The organism is Trichocoleus sp. FACHB-6, assembly GCF_014695815.1.
Classification (GTDB): Bacteria; Cyanobacteriota; Cyanobacteriia; order Cyanobacteriales; family FACHB-T130; genus Funiculus; species Funiculus sociatus.
This window is the reverse complement of record NZ_JACJOY010000102.1, coordinates 41,151-65,120: the sequence shown is the minus strand read 5'-3', so window position 1 is coordinate 65,120 and position 23,970 is coordinate 41,151. Positions and strand designations below refer to the sequence as shown.

Sequence of the window (23,970 nt, the reverse complement as noted above, 5' to 3'; positions counted from 1 at the left end):
CAAACAAAAGGCACTGGCGAAATATCCGGATGGGATGATTTGCACTTTACAACTGGTTGAAGGCGTTTAAGAGTTGGAAAGTTGTTATAACCTTGTCAGGTTTTAACAACTTTCCGTAAAAATGGACAACTTTCCTCAAGTCTAGATTTATGAGAATTAGATGCTGTTGACAGCTTAGGAGTGCGATCGCGATCGCCATAAATTTCATATTTATTTTAAGGTGACAACGGCTCTTGTGCTGGTAATATTCCCCTAATCATACAAAATTTGTAAATGACTGAGCAACCTCCTTCATTGCCACCAGGGTGTATTATTCGACCAGCCCGTGAAAGCGAAAAATGGTTACTTCAGAAATTATTACTTCAATTCACCACATCTGAAGCATTAGCATTTGACTTAAGAATTATACTTTTGAATTTCCTGATTCTGCTTTTGCTTGGTTTCTTTTTTATTATAAATATACAGCTATGGATTTTACTTAAATACTTTATTTTAATCAAATTTATTTTAGAAGCAACAATTATTTTTCTTTTCATTTCCTTAGTTGTATTAACCTTTGGGATTATTTTGTTTTTGCTATCGATTTTTACCTACGCCCTAGTAAATTGGTCGCGTTTCTGGGTAATTGAATGCAATGGAACCTTAGTAGCCTGTGGGGAATTACACTCCTCCACTACACACTCAATGCTTTATTACCTGTTTGTTACACCAGTCTGGCGCAGTCAGCAATTAGGTTCTTGTTTAGTGAAGCGTCTTGTTCAGGAAGCTGTCCAACCCCTTTATTTAGTATGTAAACCTAAATTGGTGCAGTTTTATTCCCAACTCGGCTTCGTAATAGTTCCTTGGCATGATTTATCATCGCCGCTTCAGGCAAGTTTTAACATTTTCAAAATCGACAGTAAGCTGACTGGAATTTCTTGGGCGGTCATGCGGTATCAAAGTTAGAAATAGAATAATTGTTGTAGCGTGTCTATCCCAAAATAAAGGTTAAAAAAAGCTGGAATCGCTTTATTTCCCCGAAACAGCTTCAGAATCAACATAATATTTTAGGTTAAATGCGCTACTAGAGCGGGTAGAGGGGAGCAAAACCCAATAAATACCTTACCAGCATCCGGTTTTTGCAAATATAGCAGTTGCGTAGATGACACTGTAGGGACACGGCAATGCCGTGTCCCTACGAAATTGCCGTGTCCCTACGAATATTTCTATTGCACGCAATTGGGTGCGATAAATTCTGTCGCTCTCGTATTCTTCTGTAGAGGCTTTTCCCTTTCCGATTCCGGAAAGAAGGTTAGGTTCTTGTGTTTGATTCAAATTGGTAGTCTAAATTCGCTTCAGTTGTAGTATAAGTTACGATCGCCTTTAACACAAAACCTTTCTCTAGGCATATTCAATACCTCTCCCTTAGGAAACTCAAACGATTCGGGAATACAGTCTAAAGTGAAATCAAATATGTAGGGAGTTTAATTATGAAAGCAGGGCAAAAATTCGCCTTGATTATCGGCATTTTCTTTTTTCTTTGTGGTGTAATGGGATTTATTCCAGCCTTTGTGAAAGAGCCTACAGTTACACCTGATGTTGCGAACCTTGGATTCACAACTGGATACGGTTACTTATTGGGAATATTCCCTATCAATGTCTTACACAATATTGTTCACCTCGTCGTGGGACTTCTGGGAATTCTTGCATCCATATCTTTAGACAGTTCTCGCCTCTATAGTGGACTCCTCGGAATATTCTATGGGCTGCTAACTGTAATGGGGCTTATTCCTGCTACCCAGTCAACATTGGGATTAATCCCAATCTTTGGCAACGATGTCTGGCTTCATGCAGTCACTGCCGCGATCGCAGTGTACTTTGGTTTCCTTGTTAAACCAGATTTATTGGAGATAAGCACGGGACAGGCGACCAATACTCCTGGTCAGGGCTAAAAAAGAGTAGCGTTTAAATATAGCCTATCGATTGTCTAATCAGATTCAGTTTAGCGCGATCGCTAATTGCCTTACAGAAAACCAGTATGCTTTTAACTCAGGCGAAGTATTCTGGTTCTCTGTAAGTTTCAAATGTAATTACATAAAGTGTTTGAATGCTGTTGTTGATAACAATTGGCGTTTTAATGCAGGATTTAATACAAGATTATAAATATCAATAAAGTCTGTTTGTACAAATTAACTATTGCCCGGACTTATTGATTAACAGATATGAATTTGGCTTAACTATTTAGCTTTTAAAAAACATATTTGTAACACTTCCCTGGTTTCTACCTGGAGTTAAACAAACTAAGCCTGCTGTAAGCTTAGTTTGTTTAGCTGCGACTTTAATCGTCAGGCGCTTTTACCTTTTTCCTTACGGAGCCTCAATTGGAATCAAAGCATTTTCCGGCAAATAACTAGAGAACTGTTCCCCATCAGCCAGAACCATTATCAGCCGCAGCGGATAATCTGGTTCTATTTGCAAATCTGCCCAAGGAACTGCCACCTCTAAGCACTTATCAAAAGCCACTTGAGCGCGGCTAAAACGAGGATGCCATTGATGATTTTCCCCAGCTTCCTGAAACTCAATTGATTGAGTCAGCAAGTTAATTCCTAAATGATGGTGAAACAGATAGTTTAAAGGCGCTTCATCCGGCATATTCGCTAGAGGAATCGGACTGTTGTGCATTGTCCGGTTGTGGTAGTACCACAGCAAATGTAACTTCGGGGGAAAACCTTTACCCGGTTGAAGACCTGCTTGGAAATCCAACCGTAAATAGAAGTTGAGGTGATCTACCCCATACCAGAGACGCTGAACCGCGCTACTCTTGTGCATCGTACCCCGCGATCCGCCGACTTCGATGCGACCTGCGCGATCCCAGTCTTGTTCGTCACCGAGTCCATTGATGATCGGATGAATAAACCCTTGTGGTCGATGGTCGCCTTGCGCTTCGTGGACTTCCACGGGTTGGCGCACGTTAGGCGGTACTGGCTCATTCAAAGCTTGGTAGATTGCACACAAATGTTCGCGGAACAACTGGTCGAACATGGCATCTTGGTTGGAGGAATGACCTTCGCCAAACCACCAGAACCAGTCGGAACCTTCTGCGGCATATAGCGCTTCCCAAACTTCGGGATTGTTTTCCTCGGTTGCTTCTGGATGCTTAGCTAAGACTTCTCGCGCCGCCTCTAGCAAATCCCAGGCGCGATTTTTGGCTGGGTCGCCTATCCAGGTGGTGAAGCTACCATCTACCCAAGAGCCACTGTGCAGCTGTTGGGCGGGGATGGTTTCTGTGGCGGGGAACTGGTCTAGGTATTCGGAAACTGTTACCAGTTTCAGTTCTTCGTGCTGGGAGAGGGTTTGATAAAGAGCTTCTAGGAAGGGTTTGCCGTCTAGGTAGTAGTGTTCCCAGCAATTTTCGCCGTCAAGGGCAATAGTGACGAGCCTTGGCTGTTCCAGGGCTGTACCGCCTCCAGGCTGACGGTGTTTGAGACTTCGCGCGATCGCTTCCAAATGTCCCACCAAGTCCGCAGCAGCGCGGCGCGGTTCCATCGCCCCGTAGGTGAAGCCGATCAAATCTGATAATCTGTGATCCCGAAACACGATCGACAAATCGCCGGACTCAGTTTGTAGGCGATAAGGTTGATACAGTAACTCCGGTTCATACACGTTCCCCGCACCGTCGCGATGGAAAAATTGTTTCAGCGACCAACCGAGTACCGCTTCATCGGAACATATCCAATTAAACCCCTGCTTGGCAATGTAGGGCAAAATATCCGGACTGACCGACTGTTCTGAAGGCCATAACCCGCGAGGTTCCTGTCCAAATCTGTCTATATACATATCCCAGGATTTTTGTAAATGCCTGGGAATATCTTCCGCCCACTGAAACCGCTGCTGGGGCAAGGTCATATTAGGCACCGCCACCCGTCCGGAGTTGGTATCGCTCAGTAAGGGTAAAATCGGGTGAGTGTAGGGCGTGGTCGTTACTTCCAGTTGCCCAGATTCCTGCATCTTTTTGTGTTGAGGGATGATGCGGCTCAAGATTTCGCGCTGTTTAGAGTAAATGCGCTGGCGATCGCCTAAACTAAAATTTCTCCCCTGCTTCAACCAACCTTCAATGTCTGGATCATCCCAAAACAGGGGATCAATCCACGCCAAATTATGCCAAGCCAGCAAATCGCTGTAATCTGACAAATTCCAATTTTCCCAACACCAATTTTGCCCTTTTTCCTGACGTTGATGGTAAAGCTCTCCGTAGCGGGGATGAGGATCAATCAGAGTGTGGTGATTGGCATCAAAAAAATGTTCAATAATAAATCTTTTTTGTTCTTCGCTCAGTTCTTCCTCTGGTGTCAAAGATGCTGCCAAGTAAGGATCTATTGCAGTCCCTGCAACATAATCTTCTATCTGCAAAATCAATGATGGAACGAGATTCACAGTTTGATGCAGCTTGGGATAACGTTCCAAGAGCAGCACTAAATCCAGATAATCTTTCGTCCCATGCAGACGCACCCAAGGCAAACGATACTGTTGAACTGTGCGACTTTTGTATAACGGCTGATGCTGATGCCAGATGAAAGCGATGTATAGGGGATGAGGCATAGATATAGGTAATGGGTAATGAGTAATAGGTAATGGGAGTTTTTTCTGCCTATTACCTATTACCTATCACCTTTTACATGATTTGCTCAACTTCGGCAATTTCTGGGATAAATTCGCGCAAGCGGCGTTCAATACCCATTCTCAGGGTCATGGTAGAGCTGGGGCAAGAGCCACAAGCTCCCTGAAGCCGCAGTTTAACAACTGGCCCGTCGATGTCTACCAGTTCCACGTTACCGCCGTCAGAAATTAAGTAAGGGCGCAGTTCATCTAAAACTTGTTCGACGTTTTCCGGAGTTAGTGCCAGTGTTTGTGTCATGGTCTGTTTACCTTATGGAATCTGAGAGTGCGATCGCAACTATCTCGATCCTAGTCTACACAAGGATAAAAAACCGATGACAGCGATTCAAGTAGGGTGGGCATTGTTACCCTTGTCACGAGCGATCGCAAGTATCTCAGAACTATTGTCAGCTAAGGGTGATGAGCAGAAGCTTTCCAGAATGAGTCTTCTCGTTCTTAGCCCTATTGTCTAATTATCTGCGATCGCAGAAGCTGGAATCCCAAAAAATCCTTGATTGTCACCAATATCGGCGTTGCAATTGAGGCGCGATCTCTGCGGCGATCTAGACAATAGTGAGCTATTAACTTTAAAGCTACTGTAAAACTTTGATAAAGCTTCTCAGTATTTGGCTTATATTATCCCCCCAAAGATAGATTATCGTTAATAAAAGAAACCAATATTGAGAGGGATGAATACTGAAAAACTACCGGCTTCACAGTTGTACGCGATCGCAGATACCGCTACCTGAGCGCAATTACCGTTGTAAACGGGTAAAAAATAATACATCTGCCCTCGCTTACCTTGCTACCCAAACAACGCCATCTGCGTCAGGCTCCAACCCACTGCTGACGGGTGCTTTACCAAAATTCTTAATTTTTTGTCAATACCACCAAGTTATTTGGCGGCGCAATGTGAAACAATTCGCGCCCGAATTCTGATGGCTTCTAGTAACTAACTATAAGGAATCCTCACCGTGCAAGACCTCAACCAGAACGCCAACCCCAATCAAGACTCCACCAATTCTATGACTGACGTTACTTCCACCGCCGCAAATAAAGAGATTGTTTTCATCGATGCCACAGTTGCGGATAAAGAAAGTCTGGCTGCGGGTGTGAAACCGGGAACTGAGGTAATTATCCTCGACTCCACGCGGGATGGTGTAGCACAAATTACCGAAGTTCTGGCAAATCGCAGCGACATCGCCAGCGTTCACATCGTTTCCCACGGTGCTGAAGGTAGTTTGCAACTGGGAGCGAGTACGGTTAACTCGACTAACCTGCAAGCTTACAGCAACTCTCTACAGCAGTGGGCGAGTGCTTTAACAGCTGACGCCGATATTCTTCTATATGGTTGCGATGTAGCTTCTGGAGAGACTGGGGAAGCCTTTGTGCAGCAGTTGAGTCAGTTGACGGGGGCGGATGTTGCGGCTTCGGATGACTTGACGGGTAGCGCTGTCTTAGGCGGTGACTGGGATTTAGAGACCAAGGTTGGGGTGATTGAAGCAGCTTTGGCATTTCAAGCAGAGACGCTGGCAGATTACGGTGCTGTTCTCCCTACCACTGCGATCACTCAGGGGAATAGCTTTTCCTACGAACCCGCGATATCCGCAGATGGGCGCTACGTGACGTTTACCTCTGGTGCCAGCAACCTGGTGAATGGGGACACCAATGGCATGGAAGACATTTTCCTCTACGACCGACAAACCAACACGACCAGCCGCATCTCCGTTGACTCTAACGGCACTCAGGGGAATGGCAATTCCTCGACTCCCACGATATCCGCAGACGGGCGCTACGTGACGTTTTACTCTTTTGCCAGCAACCTGGTGAGTGGGGACACCAATGATACAGGGGACATTTTCGTCTACGACCGACAAACCAGTACAACCAGCCGCGTCTCCGTTGACTCTAACGGCATTCAGGGGAATAGCTTTTCCTACGACCCCGCCATATCCGCAGACGGGCGCTACGTGACGTTTACCTCTAATGCCAACAACCTAGTGAGTGGGGCGGACAACTATGGCACACCTGACGTTTTCGCCTACGACCGACAAACCAACACGACCAGGCGCGTCTCCGTTCCCTCTAACGGCGCTCAGGGAAATAACTCTTCCGTCGCTCCTGCCATATCCGCAGACGGGCGCTACATAACGTATTACTCTAATGCCAGTAATCAGGTGGGTGGGGACACCAATGATACAGGGGACATTTTCGTCTACGACCAACAAACCAGCACGACCAGGCGCGTCTCTGTTGACTCTAACGGCGCTCAGGGGAATAGCTTTTCCTACGAACCCGCCATATCCGCAGACGGGCGCTATGTGACGTTTACCTCTGGTGCCAGCAACCTGGTGAGTGGGGACACCAATAACACAGCAGACGTTTTCGTTTACGACCGACAAACCAACACGACCAGCCGCGTCTCCGTTGACTCTAACGGTACTCAGGGGAATAACATTTCCTCCTCTCCCAATATATCCGCAGACGGGCGCTACGTGATATTTACCTCTAATGCTAGCAACCTGGTGGGTGGGGAGGACACCAATGGCACAAGGGACGCTTTCGTCTACGACCGACAAACCAACACGACCAGCCGCGTTTCGGTTGACTCTAATGGCTTTCAGGCGAATAGCAATTCTTCCGCTTTCGCGATATCCGCAGACGGGCGCTACGTAACGTTTACCTCTAATGCCAGCAACCTGGTGAGCGGGGACACCAATGACATAGGGGACATTTTCGTCTACGAACCGAACAACCCACCTGTCATCAACCTCCCCGGTGCATCTGTCTCCTACACCGAAAATGCTGCCGCAACAATTATTGACAGCACCGCTACGGTAGCAGACACTGACTCAGCCAACTTTGAAGGCGGAATCCTCACCGTCAGCTACACCGCAGGCGGCAGTCCCTCAGACCGACTCAGCATCGCCAACATCGGCAGTATCGTTGTATCCGGAACCACCATCAGCTATGCAGGAGCTGCCATCGGCACCATCACCAGCAATGGCAGCAACGGCACCAATCTCCTCATAAACTTAAATACCAACGCCACACCTGCCATTACTCAAGAATTGCTCAGAAGTATTGCCTACAGCAGCACTTCTGAGAATCCTACCGCTTCCCGCACCGTACGATTTGTCCTTAGTGATGGCGAAGGAGGCACCAGCATCGCAGCCACCAAAACCATCAACGTTACAGCCGTAAACGACGCTCCCAACTTCACTGCTGGCGCTGCTCAAAACGTCATAGCGAATTCCGGAGCGCAAACCGTTACCGGATGGGCTACTAATTTTAATCCCGGTACCGAAGAATCCACTCAAACACTTGACAGATATATAGTTAATGTAGTGAGCAATGTAGGCATCTTTGAAGCCGCACCCACCATTGACACCAACGGCAACCTAACTTTCACCCCAGTTGCCAACATTGCTACCAGCACCACCGCTACCATTGAAGTTCGCGCCAAAGACAACGGCGGGGCTGCTAACGGTGGTGTCGATACCTCAGTGGCAAAGACTTTCAACATCACTGTCAACCCGCAACCCAAGATTAGCATCAGCGATGTCACCATCACTGAAGGCGACAGCGGCATCGCCTTTGCCCAGTTCCAGGTTTCACTTTCCAACGCCAGCACTGAAACTGTCAGCATTAACTACGCTACCGCTAATAACACTGCGATTGGTGGCAGCGACTACACCGCCACCAACGACACCTTAACCTTCGCTCCCGGTGTCACCACCCAAACCTTCCGGGTAGCCGTTAACGGTGACATGATAGATGAAGCAAATGAAAGCTTTTTTGTCAACCTGTCTAATCCCAGCAAAGCCACGATTGTCGATGCTCAGGGAATCGGAAATATCACTGACAACGACACCGCAGGTTTCACTATCACCCCAATTAGCGGTAACACCAGCGAAATGGGCGGTACAGCAAGCTTCAGCGTGAAGTTAAATAGCAAACCGACTGCTGACGTTACCCTCAGCTTAGCTAGTTCCGATACCACTGAAGGTACGATTTCTAACTCGAAGTTGACCTTCACTGAGAGTAACTGGAATGACGCTCAAACTGTAACGGTCAAAGGTGTTGACGATACGCTGGTTGATGGCAATATTGCTTACAGAATCGTCACAAATGCAGCCGTAAGCGCTGATACCAAATACAACAACCTGAATCCGGTTGATGTCAGCGTTGTCAACATCAACGACAACGATATTCCCATCGCTAACGTCATCAACGGCAATCGTTTACTTTCCGATACGTTAGTAGGAACCGCACAAAACGACCAGATCACGGGTTATCGCGGTCACGATACGATTACTGGTGGTCTCGGTAGCGATCGCATCTACGGCAATGCTGGCAGCGATTCCCTTTACGGTGATATGAGCAGCATGGGGGGAACTGTTGGTGGCGACGATTTGATCTTTGGCGGTAGCGGTAGCGATCGCATCTACGGCGGCTATGGTCACGATTCCCTGTACGGGGGAGTTGGAAACGACCTTCTTTGGGGTGAAGCTGGCAGGGATAGACTGTGGGGCGGTCTGGGTAACGATACCCTTACAGGTGGTACTGGACGCGATACTTTTGTCCTTGCTAAGGGTGAAGGTGTTGATACTATCACTGACTTCCAAATTGGTTACGACTACATTGGTTTAGCTGGTGGTTTAAGTTTGGGCCAGGTGTCGATTACGCAAAGAAGCAGCCAAACTGTGATTACTAATAACTCCGACGGTGAGATTTTAGCAGCCATTAACAACATTAGTGCTGCTACTCTCCAAAGCAATGCTGCCAGCACTTTCGTCACTATCTAAGTGTAGGGACATTTTGCCCCTACAAGGTAAAATCGCTGCACCAATTAAACTAGGTGCACCGAACTAGCTCTTTCAAAGCGATCGCCGCTATCTCATAAACTACACTGCAAGGATAATCAAATCGCCCATAGCAGAAAAATTCGTTAGTTGACACCTTGACAGGGCTAGGTAGGAAATGCCCACCATTAAAGCGTTTGGTGGGCATTTCCTACCCTACTAAACTGCTACTGGTTCAAGCAACTTAATATTTGAGTAGTTGAACTCGGTGGTAGTTTTCTGACCTTGCTCATTCGAGTGAACTACCTGCTTGGTCATCACATAGTAATCGCCAATTTTATCGAAAGTATCCTCAAATTGCAGTTCCTTGGTCGTTTCACCTGTCTGAGGGTTGCGGAAGACGACATCGTAGCGAGAGGATACGTAACCTTCTGATGTATCTAAGCTTTCCTTGGTGTCTATTGTAAAAGCCATCCGGCCCATCACCCGACTCACCTGACAAATTTCGGTGCCTCGGATTTTGTAGTTAGACCCCATCGCATCGCCTTTAACTAGAATTTCCTTAGCGCCAGTGGAGTCAGTTTCGCCAAGGTTAAACTCGTTTTTGCCGTGAGCTTTTTCAAAATCTCCCCGTTTGCGGTGGGTGACAATATCTCTGAGCTGAGTATAGACGCTTTCTTGCACCGTTTCGTCTTCGATGCCAGTGACTTCTACGCTCAAATCGCGGTTGATGCGAATTTTGCCTTTGTAGACTTCATCACCTTGCTTGAGTTCTACATCGGCGCTGTATCCGGGAAAGTTGGCATCCCAAGTGTAGCGGTTTTCGTAGGCAGCCCGAAATAAGTCGCGAGCGTTTGCTGCAATCATAGAACCTTGATTAAGTTAACTTCTTTTCTAGTTTAGAAATCTTTGCAGGGTATTGGGTGTCATTAACTCATTCCCTGGCTAGAGCCTCAACCATCAGAACTGGAGGCAGAGGAAGTAAGCAAGAATGGGATTTTCAGCCTTAAGTTGACACTTAAGCATCTTGCCTGCCCTACAAGATAAAAAATTTATCTACATTAACAAATCCAGCGAACCTGTCTGAGGCGTGGAGATCATTACGGGTTCTTGATACAGGGGTACTGTGAATGTGACTGTTGAACCGAGTCCTTCGCCCATGCTGTAGAAGTTTACGACACCGCCCATTGCTTCTACAAGCCTTTGCGAAATTGCCAGTCCTAGACCAGTTCCGCCATACTGTCGCGTGCGGGAGCCATCTACCTGAGAGAAAGATTGAAACAATTTATCTTGTTTGTCGAGGGAAACGCCAATCCCGGTATCAGCCACTTGGACTTTTACCAAGCCGGGAAATTCCTGTCCGGCAAATTTGATTTTCTTTTTGCTCACCTCAGCACTAACTGTAACCCCGCCTTCGTGAGTAAATTTGATGGCGTTCCCAATCAGATTTAACATCACTTGCAGGAGGCGCTGATAGTTACCGTACAGGATAACTTCATCGTGGGTGGGGGGCATTTGGATACATAAACTCAGGTTCTTCATCTGCGCCTGATTTCGCGTAAATTCCTCAACATCACCAAATAGCTCTTCCAGCTTTACCTGTCCGAGTTCCAGCTCCATTTTGCCTGCTTCTATTTTGGCAACATCAAGGATGTCGTTGATCAGGTTGAGTAAATGCAGGGCGGAACGATAGGCATCTTGGATAAACTCTAGTTGCTCTTCAGGCTCGTCTACTGTGCCGTCTAGAATCAGCTTCAGGGAGCCGATCATACCGTTGAGGGGAGTCCGGAGTTCGTGAGAGGTGTTTGCCAGAAATTCTGATTTAAGGCGGCTTGCTTCTTCTGCTTGTTCGCTAGCTTGCTCTAATTCTTTGTAGAGTTTGGCATGAGCGATCGCTGTCCCTACCTGATCTGCCAGCTCTCTGACTAACTCTACCTCTGCTTCGCTCCATCTGCGTGTGCGATCGCACTGTTGAATGCTTAGCAGTCCGTTTGGCTGGTTTTGATAGCTTGTTGAAACCACTAATACTGACTGATATCCAAAGCTATTGGCTCCCGCCTGTTCCACTACCACGGGTTCGCCTTTCGCTTCTAGCCCTTGTTTCAGGTATGGGTCTTCCGCTAGGGGTAAATACTGTCCCAGCAGCGATCGCACTGACTCCTGGCAATACTCCGCCACCACTTGCACTTTTGGGCTACAACTTTCGTAGTTGCATATCATGCAGCGGCTGACGTTCAATCCTTCTCCCAGCCCCTTGACCGTTTGCTGCCAAATCGTATCTAGATCCAGCGTGCGGCGGATATTTCTGGCGATCTGGCTTAATAGCTTTTGGTACTGGTCTGTACTTAACAAAGTTGACTCGAAAGTTAGCAGTGGAACATTAACAGGAGCCACCATCAGAATATACCTGCTAAATTGCAAACTGAGAATAGGCAATATTTACCAGTCGTCATGTGATAGATGCTTTTGTCGAAAAACTTAAAACTTCCGCCCCTGAGTCTACACACTTTATGATCAATCGTTCCATTCGCCTCTAGGAGGCACGGGCGGATTTCGCTCTAGGGTGCGGGTCAGTTCGTCATCGCGATCGCGTTCTCCCCTCAGCCACTGTCTTATGGCTGTCTCAATCACCTTACTTGGGTCATTTGTTAGGTGCTTTATTTGATCTACCAATTCCGAATCCAGGTGTATCGCAACTTCCACCTTTTCCCCTGACCTTTTGGAATACACGGACCGCTCGTTCATAAGCTTTTGCAGCATCTATATTTATGATGAGATTTTTGTTTTAGCAATTCTCCAGGTGAGAGACACTAAACCGCTTTTCCATGCTAACTGGTGTTTTGCCAACTCAGGAAAGTCAAATCCAGCTTTTGTCCACGTATGAAACAAAATTTTGCAATTCCTCCCCTTTCCCTGAGCTATATGCTCTGGCGACTGGAGCGATAAAAAGATAGCAGGCTGAGGCTTTTGTCCTGAAGTCTTGACATCTTAACAATTATCGGTGAGTTTGAGGGATGTACCCAAAACCTTATTTTTTAAGTATGGGGATGAAACTACACCACCCACATATACTTATTAAAGCCTAAAGCGTAGCAACATTTTAAATAAGTCTATAAGTTTTGTTTTATAATCTCTGCATAAATGCCTAAAGCTAGTAACGTTGGACAGAAAGCTGAAATTTGCTGATCTCAACAAAGTCAAGACAGATATATTGCTCCAGATGCTAGTCGAAAATACTCGCCTTGCCAAGAGTTTGTTCTAACTCTCATGCAGAGACGAAAAATTACCACAGCGAAAGTCTCAACAACTTGCAATCTGAACTCAGCAGCTAAACTATTCGCCCTACCATCTTTGCCACAAACAGAAATACTTGCCTGATAAAAAGGTACGGAGTAGATACAGTTGGTCATTCCCTACTTTTAAAAGTGTAAAGCTCATACCTATAGAAGGATGCTTTCTTCACGCTTCACCAATGTTCGATTTGGTTTTAGCTCAAAAGCAGAGAAAGGGTCAACCTATTGCCAACAGTTCAGATACCCGACTTCCCTAAGAAGTCGGGTATTTCCCCTTCACGAGTAGCGGTAACTCCATGAATATTAGCTGTCCTAGTCACACTTAAGGCTAGGTGGGAGAATCCCCCGTATTATATGGGTGGGGAGTGTCAAAATTTCTGTAAAAATACTTCAAATTCGCAAAGCCTTGTCTCTAACCCGGCGTGGGATATATTATGCCAAGATCGCAAGCTGGGTGTCGGACACATTAGAATATGTGAAGTCTGCTGAATCTCGATTGCCGCTCTCGATGTGCCTTTTTCTTTGGCTATGACCTCAGTACCTGTTTCTCGCATTCGTAATTTCTCCATCATCGCCCACATTGACCACGGTAAATCCACCCTGGCGGATCGCCTCTTGCAATCCACAGGTACTGTAGAAGATCGGCAGATGAAGGAACAGTTCCTAGACAATATGGATTTAGAACGGGAGCGCGGCATTACCATTAAGCTGCAAGCTGCCCGGATGAACTATACTGCCAAAGACGGTGAGCAGTACGTTCTAAATTTAATTGATACTCCCGGTCACGTAGATTTCTCCTACGAGGTATCGCGCAGTCTCGCCGCTTGCGAAGGCGCACTTTTAGTAGTGGATGCGTCCCAAGGTGTGGAAGCTCAAACTCTCGCCAATGTATATCTTGCTCTTGAGAATAACCTGGAAATTATACCAGTTTTAAATAAGATTGATTTGCCAGGAGCCGAGCCAGATAGAGTCAAGGGAGAAATTGAAGAAATTATTGGACTAGATTGCAGTGGTGCAATTCTTGCTTCTGCTAAAGAGGGGATTGGGATTGACGAGATTCTGGAGTCTATCGTTCACCTGGTACCGCCCCCGCAAGATACAGTTTCAGAACGATTGCGGGCGTTGATTTTTGATAGCTACTACGACAGCTACCGGGGTGTAATTGTATACTTCCGGGTGATGGATGGTACGGTGAAAAAAGGCGATCGCATCCGCCTGATGGCCAGCGGAACAGAATACGAAATTGACGAATTAGGTGTCCTTTGCCCCACCCAAAAGCAGGTAAATGAACTACACGCCGGAGAAGTGGGCTACCTAGCAGCAGCGATTAAAGCTGTCGAAGATGCCAGAGTCGGAGACACCATTACCTTAGCCAAGGCCCAAGCAGCCCAACCCTTACCTGGTTACACCGAAGCAAAACCAATGGTCTTCTGTGGTATGTTTCCCACAGATGCCGACCAATACCCCGACTTGCGAGAGGCTTTAGAAAAGCTAAAGTTAAATGATGCCGCCTTGCACTACGAACCAGAGACATCGAGTGCGATGGGATTCGGCTTCCGCTGCGGCTTCTTGGGCTTGCTGCACATGGAGATTGTCCAAGAGCGGTTAGAGCGAGAATATGACCTGGATTTAATTATCACCGCTCCTTCCGTAGTCTATCGGGTAATCACCAACAAAGGTGAAGAACTCTACATTGATAATCCCAGCCACCTACCAGCGCCGAACGAGCGCGAAAAAATCGAAGAACCTTATGTCAAGGTAGACATGATTACACCAGAAACGTACGTAGGTACGCTGATGGAGTTGTGTCAAAATCGACGCGGTATCTTCAAAGACATGAAGTATTTAACTCAGGGGCGAACTACGGTGACATATGAGTTACCCCTGGCGGAAGTAGTGACGGACTTTTTCGATCAGATGAAGTCCAGAACGAGGGGCTATGCCAGTATGGAATATCACCTGATTGGCTATCAGGAAAATCCGCTGGTTAAGTTGGATATCATGATTAACGGAGATCCGGTTGATGCCTTGGCAATGATTGTCCACCGTGACAAAGCCTATGGCGTGGGACGAGCTTTAACAGAAAAGTTAAAAGAACTAATTCCCCGGCATCAATTCAAGATACCTCTTCAAGCTTCGATAGGCAGTAAAGTCATCGCCAGCGAACAAATCCCAGCTTTGAGAAAAGACGTTCTTGCCAAGTGCTACGGCGGTGACATCTCCCGGAAGAAAAAATTGTTGCAGAAGCAAGCTAAGGGTAAAAAGCGCATGAAGTCAATAGGTACAGTTGATGTACCCCAATCAGCCTTCATGGCAGTGTTGCGCCTCGACCAAGAATAACCTTTGGGTTATTTAGATTTGGGAGCATCTGGCAGCCAATTTCCCAGATTGCCTTAGCCTCGATGCTTCACAAACTCAGGCTACCTACCCAGCCTCAAAACCCATAAACTGCTTTTTTTTGGCGTTGCACATTTTTTGAATGTGCAACGCCAATGCTTTAGACGGCTCTGGGTAAGGCTTTGCCCGTTCGCTGTAGAGTTTGGGCGCTCTGGGGTTTTGATTCAAAGCTTTGCTACTTTACTAAGTACACTTAATATTTACTAAATATTTACCGAATATTTACGGATGGGCGATAGAGCGATCGCTCCGTATACTCTAAGCTAGTTAACAACGGAATACCTCTGGACAGCGGTGCTTTCCAAGGTTAGTTTAGATATCGATTCTCTCCCTAGCGCGAGTCAGTTACCGATGCGAATTATAGTTACAGGTGGTGCGGGTTTCGTGGGTTCCCATCTCATCGACCGATTGATGAGTGCTGGACACGAAGTCATCTGCTTAGATAACTTCTACACGGGAAGTAAGCGCAACATCTTGAAATGGCTAGATCATCCTTACTTTGAGATGATCCGCCACGACATCACAGAACCAATTCGGCTAGAAGTAGATCAGATATATCATCTAGCCTGCCCTGCTTCCCCTGTTCACTACCAATACAACCCAGTTAAAACCGTCAAAACAAGCGTTTTGGGGACGATGAATATGCTGGGTTTAGCTAAGCGGGTAAAAGCCCGATTCCTTCTGGCGTCAACTTCTGAGGTGTATGGCGACCCCGACGTTCATCCCCAGCCAGAAGAGTATCGAGGCAATGTCAACCCAATTGGAATACGTTCTTGTTACGACGAAGGCAAGCGAATTGCAGAAACTTTATCGTTTGACTATCATCGCCAAAATGGTGTAGATATTCGGGTTGCTCGAATCTTCAACACTTATGGCCCGCGAATGTTAGAAAATGACGGGCGAGTGGTGAGCAATTTTATTGTCCAAGCGCTGCGAGGAATACCGTTAACTGTGTATGGTGATGGTTCGCAAACTCGGAGTTTTTGTTATGTTTCTGACCTGGTGGAAGGGCTGATCCGATTGATGAATGGCGAACATACTGGGCCGATTAATTTAGGTAATCCAGATGAATACACCATCTTAGAATTGGCTCAGAAAATACAACATATGGTGAATCCGGACGCGGACATTAAATTTGAAGCACTGCCGCAAGATGACCCTAAGCAGAGACAACCAGATATTACTCGTGCTAAAACTTGGTTGTGTTGGGAACCTAGCATTCCTCTGCAAGAAGGGTTAAAACTGACTGTAGAAGATTTTAGGGAGCGCATCAACAACAGTTAACGGACATGGTTCATCGTTCATGGTTCATGGCAATAAACAATGAACTATCAACTATGAACAAAAATCTAATATCCCCAGTATTTTCATTCAAGAAAAAGGATTTATTTCTATGCGTGTTTGTGTAATTGGCACTGGATATGTTGGCTTGGTAACAGGTGCCAGCCTTGCTCATATCGGGCATCATGTCATCTGTGTGGACAATAATGAAGAAAAAGTCAAGCTGATGAAGGCGGGACAGTCGCCAATATATGAGCCGGGGCTGTCGGATATTATGCAGTCGGCGTCGAGTTCAGGGAATCTGGAGTTCACAACCGATTTAGGTGCAGGGGTGGCTCATGGAGAAATTCTGTTTATCGCAGTGGGGACACCGCCTTTGCCCACAGGTGAAAGCGATACGCGCTACGTGGAAGCTGTCGCGCGTGGAATCGGCTCTCATCTTGATAACAGCTACAAAGTTATTGTGAATAAATCCACAGTGCCAATTGGATCTGGTGACTGGGTGCGGATGATTGTGCTGGATGGTGTTTCTGAACGCCAGAAATCGCTGGTAGCAGCTGGCGATGTTGGTGTCGAAGAGAAATTTGGAGAGTTTACCGCGCAGTTTGATGTGGTAAGCAATCCGGAGTTTTTGCGGGAAGGTTCGGCGGTTTACGACACGTTTAACCCGGATCGGATTGTACTGGGAAGCACTAATCCCAAAGCGATCGCTATGATGCAAGAACTCTACGCGCCCATCGTAGAGCGTAAGGTTGCCGAAGATCAATCTCTACCGCCAGTGCCAGTTGTGGTGACAGACATCAACTCAGCGGAGATGATCAAGTACGCCGCTAATGCTTTCCTGGCAACCAAAATCAGCTTTATCAACGAAGTTGCCAATATATGCGATCGCGTCGGTGCTGATGTCACCCAGGTGGCAAAGGGCATCGGTTTAGATTCCCGCATTGGCAACAAATTTTTGCAAGCTGGAATTGGCTGGGGCGGTTCCTGCTTCCCGAAAGATGTCTCCGCCTTGATTCACACAGCTGAAGATTACGGCTATGATGCCCAATTGATGAAAGCTGCTGTCACCGTTAACCAACGTCAGCGTCTGATTGCTCTGGAAAAACTCCAGCAGGTTCTCAAAATCCTTAAGGGCAAAACTGTCGGACTTCTGGGTTTGACCTTCAAACCAGATACCGATGATATGCGCGACGCACCAGCACTGATGCTGATCGAGCAACTGAACCGACTGGGAGCGAAAGTAAAAGCCTTCGACCCGATTGTTTCTTCTACAGGGATGCGCCACGGTTTAACTGGCGTGTTTGTGGAAACCGATCCAGAACGGCTGGCTGATGGCTGCGATGCCCTGGTGCTGGTTACAGACTGGCAACAGTTCCGGAATCTGGACTTCGCTAAAATGGCGAAGCTGATGAATAACCCTGTGATGATTGACGGGCGTAACTTCCTTGACCGGAAGGAAGTTGAAAACGCTGGTTTCCAATATGTTGGCGTAGGACGCTAATAGCTAACATAGCAATCCTCGGCAGAGTTTTGAGATTGTAGCCCTTGAGATCCCCGACTTCTTTAAGAAGTCGGGGATCTCGTCTTTACGAATCATTTAAAACTGCCTTATTTTGTGCCAAATTAGTCCAGCGAGAATTAATCCTAGACCAATTTGCCAAATTTGCGGATCTACCCAAAAAGCGAGGAATAGACAAGATACTAAACCTAATATGGCTAACCATTTGGGATAGAGTCGCTGATGATTTGGCAGTTGCCATGCTGCCAAATTTGTAATTGCATAGTAAATCAAAACGTTAAAGGCGCTGAACGACCAGGTTGTTTTAACATTACCAACCAGCACCAAAAGCGCGATCGCAATTCCGACAACCAACACTGCCAAATTCGGTGTCGTTCCTTGCGGGTTCAAACGCGCCAGAACTCTAGGTGCATCCCGCCGCCGTCCCATCGCCAGCAACACGCGAGATAAGCCTAAAATCAAGTTAAGTAACACGCCCAACATGGCAGTCATGGCACCGATACTTAACACCACAGCACCACCCGCACTCCCCACGTCGCGAATTGCTGCCTCAAGCGGTGCTGACTGGTTAGTAGTACCCAAAACATTAGACCCCACTGCGGCAATACCAACCCCTGCCACTGCTATGTAAAGCAGCATTGTCAATACCAGAGTGACAATCATCGCCTTGGGAATCGTCTTTCGGGGTTCCCGCGCTTCCTCCCCCATTGTGGCAATGCGTCCATAACCTGTGTAGGCGACAAACATCAGCGCAGTCGCTTCTAGTACCGTCGCTGGGGAACCGATGAAAAAGGGAGTGAGATTTTCTGCGCGGTTCGCGATCGCACTCGGCAGACAAGCAAAGATAAAGAAAGTTAAAGATAGTAGCGTCACCGATACTATTGCAATATTGGTGACATTAGAGCGACGGATGCCGCCAAGAACGATTAAGGTAAAAATAACTACAGCCGCTAGAGCCGTGGGAATGAGAAATCCTCGCCCGTACAAACCAGTAGCATTCAACAAGTAGCTGGCAAAACCCAAAGCAGCCGTCGCCGCCGAAGCAGTCTTTGCCAAGAGAAACATCCAACCTGCGGTGAACCCCAAACTCGGAGTTAGATATTTGTAGCCATATTCGTAGGTTCCACCGCTGACAGCATGATTTGCAGCTAGTTGAGCGCTGTTAAGACCGTTGCAGGTTGCTATAAGGGCAGCGATCGCCATTGCTAAAATCACCGCAGGGCCAGCGATTCCGGCTGCAATACCGATACTGACAAATACCCCAGTACCGACAATCGAGCCTAAGCCCATCATGGTTGCGCCTAAAACCCCTAACTCTCGTTGCAGCTGTGGGGGTGAGGTTCTAGCAGACACAAGCCATCTCCCAGGTAAAAACTACCGATATGTTACTACCGACAGGTTAAGGCTGGGTTGTCATAGCGATCGCTCGATAATAATGATTAATTGAGTGTTGTTATGTGGAAGTTGTGATGTCTGTTGAGCTACTCCGGCGGAAATTTACAGTAGAAGAATATCACCAGATGGCGGCATCGGGTATTCTCACAGAAGATGACCGAGTGGAACTAATCCGAGGAGAAATTGTTGAAATGTCGCCTATTGGCAGGTTTCATGCAGCTTGCGTGAGGAGATTGATCAGACTTTTTTCTCAACGCTTGGGCGATCGCACTTTAGTCGATGCTCTAGATCCGGTGGAATTAGAAGACAATTCTGAACCTCAACCCGATTTGACATTGCTGCAACTGCGCGATGATTTTTATGCAGGGGGACATCCTCAATCAGAGGATATATTTCTGTTAGTTGAAGTTGCCGATACTACAGTTGAAACTGACCGTCAAGTAAAAATTCCCCTTTATGCTGAATACAATATTACAGAAGTTTGGCTGGTAGATATCAAAAAGGAATGTTTGGAAGTATACCGACAGCCCTCACCCAATGGCTACCAAGAAATTCAGAAGTACCAGCGGGGTCAAACCGTATCTGTGCAAGCTTTTCCTGAAGTTATTTTTACTGTAGATGAAGTGCTAGGATAATTGCTGATTTGCACTCACCAAGATTAACTAAGTTGCGATCGCTCGTAGCCGCGACGATAAAGTAATTCTAATTGCCCTCCATACTGCTGAATAAAGGCAAGTTGCCGCCGATACAACCCCCTAAACGTATTGGCAAAAAGGAGGGTGAATATAGCCACTATCAGCCCAAATGCTGTGGAAATTAAAGCCTCACTAATTCCGGCTGTGACATCGGCGGTTTGAGTACCTCCTACATCTCCCAATCTCAGAGAGGCAAAAGAGTTAATCAAACCTAAAACTGTCCCTAAAAGACCTAACAACGGGGCAAGGCTGATAATCGTATCAAACACTGTATTAAAACGCTTCAGCAAGGGCAACTCTGCTTGAGCGGCACTTTCTAAAGCCAGTCGAAAGTCTTCTGGGGTGGGCTTTTCTAATTCCAAAGCTGCCAGAAATATCCGCGCCATCGGTAAATCTGCATTTTGCTGTAGAATTGCGATCGCTTGCGCCCTGACATCGCCAGACTGTGGATTACTGCGGTACAGCGCCAAAACTTCGCCCACGAAACGAATTTGGCGAATAGTAATCTGCTGCCAAAAAAAAATCCTTTCTAAAATCAATGCCACTGCCAGGATAGAGAATCCCAGAAGCGGCAACATGACCACCCCACCAAGACAAAATAGACGCAAGACTGACATAAAAATTAGCTAATGGCTGAGTGCTAATCGCTAATTGTTTAAGAGCCATTAGCCATTAGCTAAGATTAGGGATTATTTGGAACGCGCTCAATTTGGGCGTAACCGCTGAAAACTAGCGTTTTACCTTGTGTTTCCAGCCGATTGATTCGCAGCGTTACACCATCGAGATTAAAGCGATCCAGATCGACCATGTTATCTAAAATCTCAGCGAATACCTTTGTCAAGGTATCAGAAATATCCCTTAACGATTCAGGCACCGCTTCAGATTGAAATTTGGCATCTTTAAAACGAACGCGCCGCCGCCTTTCCGCTGCTAGGGTCGCCGTCATGCTGACTGGCACCATTCCTTTTTCGCCTAAATCGGCTTGGGCAAAAATTTGCACTTGGTTATTGGGTAGCAGCTGTACGTTTACTTCGCTAAAGGATACAGGCTGACCGCCAGATAATTCTGTCAATTCAGGCGTTTCAAGATTTTGTAGCCGCTTTTTTACCAGTTCCGCCTGGAAGGATTGGTTGATATCTGCTTGTGATAGGGTTACTTGGGCAACCGCTTGGGTCGGTTGCTTGAGCAGAATCTTACCGTTCATTACACCGCTGAAGTCAATTGAGACGGCATCTGTCTCAAAAGAAACCTCCTGGGCGCGAAACTCGCGGCGAATTACCAGACCACTGCCATTCATCTTGAAGCTGTCAATACTTCCTTGTAGAAGTTTGCTGGAGGGATAGCAGCGAACAGCAACTTCTACAGACTCACTCTGGGTAAACAAGTGGCGAATCGTCTTGCTGGCTACCGTATTGAGAATGCGTTCTCCCCAATCCGTGCCTGTATTGTTTGTGAAACCAGTAAGGCCGCCTAACATAAAGTTTAACGTCCGCGAGAGTGCTTACTCTCTTGTTTGTAACAAAATATTAAGGAATGTGCAATCCAGAAAAAAGCGCTAAATGGTGCTAAAGCGCTTATGTATCAAGGTTATCAGCCTTAAAATGTCAAAATATATATAATTTTCTGACTTCTGCGATTAGTTAAATCAATAAGGGCGGTATTTTCTCAATAATGTAGCGATCGCTACGGGCAAACAATGGGAAACTATAGCCATTTATATACTGAATTCCTCACTCATCACCACCTATAACCGCAAAATTTACCTTTGTGCAGTCTTTTCCGAAAAAGGTAGAGGGCAAAATTTGAGAATCAAGGGCTGGCCGCTTTGCTGTCGCTAATCGCCTCTTTACGTGCGTCAAGTTTAACGCAGGCGCAATCAATTATCCTACCTGCTGACATTACTGCCACGATTGTTAGTAATTATGATTTAAATCTATACCATACTTGCATCCATACGTCAAGTAAATAAGCTAATTGGCTTCACAGTTTCACCCACTTTTTTTCGTTTCCAGGGTGAGCCTGGGAATGCTATAAATGAGGATCTGCCTCATCTATTCTTGTCTTGAGCGTTGTTACTAAAAAGGGGAGGCATAGCCTCCTTAAATTTCGTTCCTAGGCTGACCTGGGAACGAGAAACTTACAATAAAAATATTCAATATATGACCAGAATAATTATTCGCTACTACGATCCCAGCTATCCGTATTTAGAGTCGGCTATAAGGTCGATAAAGGGAGATTTTGAAATTGTTGTATACGATGACGGTAGCCGCGAGTTCCCGGATTTAAACTCTGTTAAAAATCGATGCCAAATCAGAAGATTAGAGCATCGGGGGCCAGCTTCTACTCTCATACAAGCTTTGATTGATGCCAAGAGAGAAAACGTACAACAAGTATTTATTCTAGATGGCGATGATGAGGCGCAAGAGTCTCTGCCGAATTTTCTCAACTCATCATTGCAATTACCTTACACGGCTGTGATCGGGCAATTCCGAGATGAACCTTCCCCAATTTACAAAAGCCAGGGAACTGATTTATTTCAGGAAGCTGTTGCTAATCTAAAATTTTGCCCCCCTTGCTTTAGTTTAAAACTGGGAAACTGGGTTGAAGAATTGCCTAGCGTTCTCCAAATGGTGCAAACAGAATATCTGGCAACTGGAACTTTATTTTTGGGTTTGTTTCTAACTCGTCAAACAGGGATTTCAGTCACCGATAAGGTAATTTATTGGAGACAGCACGAGGCACAAACCTACAGAAAACACCACCAAGAAAGACTTTTGGTTGGGCAGAGAATTTGGCAAATTTATAATCAAAGAATTTTGGAGAATTGTAGCCAAACATTGCGGCTTCATCCCAATGATGCTGTTGCTTATTACAATCGAGGTAATGTCCGATCTAGATTGGGCGATCGCCAAGGAGCAATTGAGGATTACACTCAGGCGTTACAGTTTAATTCTAACTTTACTGAAGCATACAGCAACCGAGGTGTGGCACGCTTTGATCTCGGAGATTACCAAGGCGCGATCGCAGACTATTCTCAAGCATTGCTACGAACCCCTAACTTTTCCCAAGCTTACAATAATCGCGGTAACGCCCGTTTGAGAATGGGCGAATATCTAGCTGCAATTGAGGATTTACACAAAGCGGCTAATTTGTTTCTTGTGCAAGGGGATGTGGAGAATTATAAGCGATCGCATACTCTCCTCGCTGAAGCACATTTTAACCTGGGAATCACTTTCTCTAGGCAAAGTAAGCTTAACGAAGCTTTAACTTGTTACCAAAAGGCGCTAGAAATTAAACCCGATTTTGCTCCCGCACGCTATCAAGTTCATACTATAAAGAAAGGTTACGAATTTACTACCGATTGGTTCTCCATAAATCTTGATATTTGGCAAAAATATTTAATACATCTTTCTCAGGTTTCTGGATTAAATATCTTAGAAATCGGAAGTTGGGAAGGAAGGTCTACTTGTTGGTTTGTAGACAATCTCTTAATTCAAGATTATAGTAAGATTACTTGTATAGATACCTTCGAGGGAAGTTTAGAACAGAGTTGGTACGAACCAAGTTATTTAAGATCCATCGAAAGTAGATTTAACTATAACATCCGTCGAACAGACTATCCGGAAAAAGTATGCAAAATAGTAGGCAAGTCTCAAGAAATATTGCGCTCGTTATCGCTGGAATCCTATGATGTTGTTTACATTGATGGTTCCCATCTAGCCAGCGATGTCCTTGAAGATGCCGTTTTAAGTTGGAGACTGGCCAAAGTTGGCGGTATTATCATCTTTGATGATTATGATTTTGTCTTCCCTGAAAATAACGTGCAAAATCCAAAAGTTGCTATAGACGCTTTTATTTCGGTTTTTTATAGTCAGGTTAAAGTTTTTCATCAATCTCACCAAGTTTTACTAGAGAAAATAGGTTATTAGATGAGCATCAAAGTATTT

Annotated in this window: 19 protein-coding genes and 1 pseudogene; 9 read left to right on the top strand and 11 right to left on the bottom strand. The window is 46.0% G+C overall.

The features are described from left to right. Positions 1-273 precede the first annotated feature (273 nt). Positions 274-945, top strand: coding sequence for a GNAT family N-acetyltransferase (locus H6F66_RS20715; RefSeq protein ID WP_190424809.1), 672 nt, complete (start codon positions 274-276; stop codon positions 943-945). Positions 946-1,101: 156 nt separating this feature from the next. On the opposite strand, the gene H6F66_RS20710 is transcribed toward H6F66_RS20715, so the two are convergent. Continuing rightward, positions 1,102-1,314: a hypothetical protein gene (locus H6F66_RS20710; protein WP_190424807.1), complete on the bottom strand. Its 213-nt coding sequence runs from the start codon at positions 1,312-1,314 to the stop codon at positions 1,102-1,104. A gap of 155 nt (positions 1,315-1,469) precedes the next feature. Between H6F66_RS20710 and H6F66_RS20705 the strand changes: the two genes are divergently transcribed. Next, positions 1,470-1,931 (top strand): DUF4383 domain-containing protein, encoded by a 462-nt coding sequence (locus H6F66_RS20705; protein WP_190424805.1) that lies wholly within the window; start codon positions 1,470-1,472, stop codon positions 1,929-1,931. Between the two features lie 415 nt (positions 1,932-2,346). On the opposite strand, the gene H6F66_RS20700 is transcribed toward H6F66_RS20705, so the two are convergent. Together H6F66_RS20700 and H6F66_RS20695 are read right to left on the bottom strand one after the other, a co-directional pair. Next, complete coding sequence (locus H6F66_RS20700) at positions 2,347-4,578, bottom strand: glycoside hydrolase (RefSeq protein WP_190424803.1); 2,232 nt, start codon at positions 4,576-4,578, stop codon at positions 2,347-2,349. A 73-nt stretch (positions 4,579-4,651) separates the two neighbouring features. Then, the gene (locus tag H6F66_RS20695; protein WP_190424801.1) at positions 4,652-4,894 is read right to left on the bottom strand and encodes a NifU family protein; all 243 of its coding nucleotides are present in this window, start codon (positions 4,892-4,894) and stop codon (positions 4,652-4,654) included. Positions 4,895-4,970: 76 nt separating this feature from the next. On the opposite strand from H6F66_RS20695, the gene H6F66_RS20690 reads away from it, so the two are divergent. Next, positions 4,971-5,108 (top strand): hypothetical protein, encoded by a 138-nt coding sequence (locus H6F66_RS20690; protein ID WP_190424799.1) that lies wholly within the window; start codon positions 4,971-4,973, stop codon positions 5,106-5,108. 501 nt (positions 5,109-5,609) lie between these two features. Then, on the top strand, positions 5,610-9,443 hold the full coding sequence (locus H6F66_RS20685) for a DUF4347 domain-containing protein (RefSeq protein ID WP_190424797.1): 3,834 nt from the start codon (positions 5,610-5,612) through the stop codon (positions 9,441-9,443). 216 nt (positions 9,444-9,659) lie between these two features. Here H6F66_RS20685 and H6F66_RS20680 read toward each other — a convergent pair whose 3' ends face one another. From H6F66_RS20680 to H6F66_RS20665, 4 genes and pseudogenes are all read right to left on the bottom strand, one after another. Then, positions 9,660-10,307: a DUF3386 domain-containing protein gene (locus H6F66_RS20680; RefSeq protein ID WP_190424795.1), complete on the bottom strand. Its 648-nt coding sequence runs from the start codon at positions 10,305-10,307 to the stop codon at positions 9,660-9,662. A gap of 189 nt (positions 10,308-10,496) precedes the next feature. Continuing rightward, positions 10,497-11,789, bottom strand: a pseudogene (locus H6F66_RS20675) (ATP-binding protein); the annotation flags it as partial. Between the two features lie 165 nt (positions 11,790-11,954). Next, the gene (locus tag H6F66_RS20670; RefSeq protein ID WP_190424791.1) at positions 11,955-12,185 is read right to left on the bottom strand and encodes a type II toxin-antitoxin system CcdA family antitoxin; all 231 of its coding nucleotides are present in this window, start codon (positions 12,183-12,185) and stop codon (positions 11,955-11,957) included. A gap of 452 nt (positions 12,186-12,637) precedes the next feature. Further along, positions 12,638-12,850, bottom strand: a complete 213-nt coding sequence (locus tag H6F66_RS20665) for a hypothetical protein (RefSeq protein WP_190424789.1) — start codon at positions 12,848-12,850, stop codon at positions 12,638-12,640. Positions 12,851-13,261: 411 nt separating this feature from the next. On the opposite strand from H6F66_RS20665, the gene lepA reads away from it, so the two are divergent. Beyond that, on the top strand, positions 13,262-15,073 hold the full coding sequence (lepA, locus tag H6F66_RS20660; RefSeq protein WP_190424787.1) for a translation elongation factor 4: 1,812 nt from the start codon (positions 13,262-13,264) through the stop codon (positions 15,071-15,073). A gap of 84 nt (positions 15,074-15,157) precedes the next feature. Here lepA and H6F66_RS20655 read toward each other — a convergent pair whose 3' ends face one another. After that, entirely contained in the window at positions 15,158-15,298 is a 141-nt protein-coding gene (locus H6F66_RS20655; RefSeq protein ID WP_190424785.1) for a hypothetical protein, read from the bottom strand. 183 nt (positions 15,299-15,481) lie between these two features. Here H6F66_RS20655 and H6F66_RS20650 point away from each other — a divergent pair, with 183 nt between their 5' ends. After that, a complete protein-coding gene (locus H6F66_RS20650) occupies positions 15,482-16,414 on the top strand; it encodes a UDP-glucuronic acid decarboxylase family protein (RefSeq protein ID WP_190424783.1) in 933 nt (310 codons plus the stop codon). 109 nt (positions 16,415-16,523) lie between these two features. Continuing rightward, entirely contained in the window at positions 16,524-17,915 is a 1,392-nt protein-coding gene (locus H6F66_RS20645) for a UDP-glucose/GDP-mannose dehydrogenase family protein (protein ID WP_190424781.1), read from the top strand. 96 nt (positions 17,916-18,011) lie between these two features. Here the strand turns inward: H6F66_RS20645 and H6F66_RS20640 are convergent, their stop codons facing one another. Further along, positions 18,012-19,286, bottom strand: coding sequence for an amino acid permease (locus H6F66_RS20640; protein WP_190424780.1), 1,275 nt, complete (start codon positions 19,284-19,286; stop codon positions 18,012-18,014). A gap of 116 nt (positions 19,287-19,402) precedes the next feature. On the opposite strand from H6F66_RS20640, the gene H6F66_RS20635 reads away from it, so the two are divergent. Continuing rightward, the gene (locus tag H6F66_RS20635; protein ID WP_190424777.1) at positions 19,403-19,963 is read left to right on the top strand and encodes a Uma2 family endonuclease; all 561 of its coding nucleotides are present in this window, start codon (positions 19,403-19,405) and stop codon (positions 19,961-19,963) included. 23 nt (positions 19,964-19,986) lie between these two features. Here H6F66_RS20635 and H6F66_RS20630 read toward each other — a convergent pair whose 3' ends face one another. After that, complete coding sequence (locus H6F66_RS20630) at positions 19,987-20,640, bottom strand: MotA/TolQ/ExbB proton channel family protein (protein ID WP_190424775.1); 654 nt, start codon at positions 20,638-20,640, stop codon at positions 19,987-19,989. A 65-nt stretch (positions 20,641-20,705) separates the two neighbouring features. Next, positions 20,706-21,500 carry a DUF2993 domain-containing protein gene (locus H6F66_RS20625; RefSeq protein ID WP_190424773.1) on the bottom strand — a complete coding sequence of 265 codons (795 nt, stop codon included), beginning with the start codon at positions 21,498-21,500 and terminating at the stop codon, positions 20,706-20,708. Positions 21,501-22,182: 682 nt separating this feature from the next. Between H6F66_RS20625 and H6F66_RS20620 the strand changes: the two genes are divergently transcribed. Next, positions 22,183-23,952 (top strand): tetratricopeptide repeat protein, encoded by a 1,770-nt coding sequence (locus H6F66_RS20620; protein ID WP_190424771.1) that lies wholly within the window; start codon positions 22,183-22,185, stop codon positions 23,950-23,952. Positions 23,953-23,970: the final 18 nt, after the last annotated feature.